Annotated in this window: 2 protein-coding genes; both read right to left on the bottom strand. The window is 66.5% G+C overall.

The window, feature by feature from the left end; genetic code table 11:
• Nucleotides 1-98: 98 nt before the first annotated feature.
• Nucleotides 99-911: a bifunctional hydroxymethylpyrimidine kinase/phosphomethylpyrimidine kinase gene (gene thiD / locus ACESMD_RS11390; RefSeq protein WP_372613229.1), complete on the bottom strand. Its 813-nt coding sequence runs from the start codon at nt 909-911 to the stop codon at nt 99-101.
• Nucleotides 912-918: 7 nt separating this feature from the next.
• Nucleotides 919-1,166 (bottom strand): TRAP transporter large permease subunit (locus ACESMD_RS11385; RefSeq protein WP_372613227.1); only part of this gene is annotated, 248 nt, incomplete at its 5' end.

Raw genomic sequence — 1,166 nt, 5'->3', positions numbered from 1 at the left:
GGCGCATCCCTCCGTGACGGCGAGTCGTCGGATCAGCCTTCCGGCGTCATCGTTTTTTAAGGATGGGCGGCGCTACGCCGGGCTGCAAGCCGAATCGGCTACCACCAGGCATGGAAGTGATGCACGGGTCCCTGACCCTGACCCACGTCAAGTCGATGGCTGTCGGCCAGGGCGTCGACGAGCCAGGCCTTGCCGGCGACCACGGCATCCGGAAGGCTGTCGCCCAGCGCCAGCCGTGCGGTGATTGCCGAGGACAGGCTGCATCCGGTGCCGTGCAGGTTGAGGGTGTCGACACGGGGTCCCTCGAGCCAGAGCAGGGCCTCGGGCGAGATCAGCAGGTCGGGGCAGCTGTCTTCTCGCAGATGGCCTCCCTTGAGCAGCACCGCCCCGGCACCCAGGGCTCGAAGCCCGGTTGCCAGGACTTCCATGTCGGCTCGCGTTTTTGGTGCCGGGCATTCCACCAACACGGCGGACTCCGGGAGGTTGGGGGTGATCAGGTCGGCCATGGGAACCAGGATCTCGCGCACGGCCGCTATGCCGGCATTGTCGACCAGGATGTCACCGCTCTTGGCCACCATGACCGGATCGAGCACGATCCAGTGGGGGCGACGGCGCTCCAGCACCCGGCGCAATGTCTCGGCGACCTCGCGGCTGGCCACCATGCCGATCTTGACGGCATCGATGTGGACGTCAACCAGCAGGGTGTCGAGCTGGGCCTCGATGAAGTCGGGTGGTACCGGGTGTACCGCCCTGACGCCACGGGTGTTCTGTGCCGTCAGGGCGGTGATCACACTGGTGCCATAGGCGCCCAGCGCCGAAAAGGTCTTGAGGTCGGCCTGGATGCCGGCGCCTCCGCTGGGGTCGGAACCGGCGATGGTCAGTACATTGGGTGGGGAGCTTGAATGCATCATGGTCGTCCTATAGCAGCGAGGGTAGCCAGGTCGCTAGCCCAGGGAATAGGGCCAGGGCCAGCAGCATGCCCAGCTGCAGGCCGATGAAGGGTACCACCCCGCGATAGATGGCGGAGGTAGGCACCGAAGCCGGTGTGACTCCGCGCAGGTAGAAGAGGGCGAAACCGAAGGGCGGCGTCAGGAAGGACGTCTGCAGGCTCAGCCGCCGATTGGCCAGGGCCAGCAGGAAGGCACCGAAGGCACCTACCGCCGAGG

Source organism: Halomonas sp., assembly GCF_041689495.1.
In the GTDB taxonomy this organism is placed as follows: Bacteria; Pseudomonadota; Gammaproteobacteria; order Pseudomonadales; family Halomonadaceae; genus Halomonas.
The sequence above is the reverse complement of the archived record's forward strand: the minus strand, read 5'-3'. Positions and strand labels throughout refer to the sequence as shown.

Excerpts from the sequence above, each read along its gene's own strand:
- thiD (WP_372613229.1), bottom strand. The coding sequence starts at position 911 with ATGATGCATTCAAGCTCCCCACCCAATGTACTGACCATCGCCGGTTCC.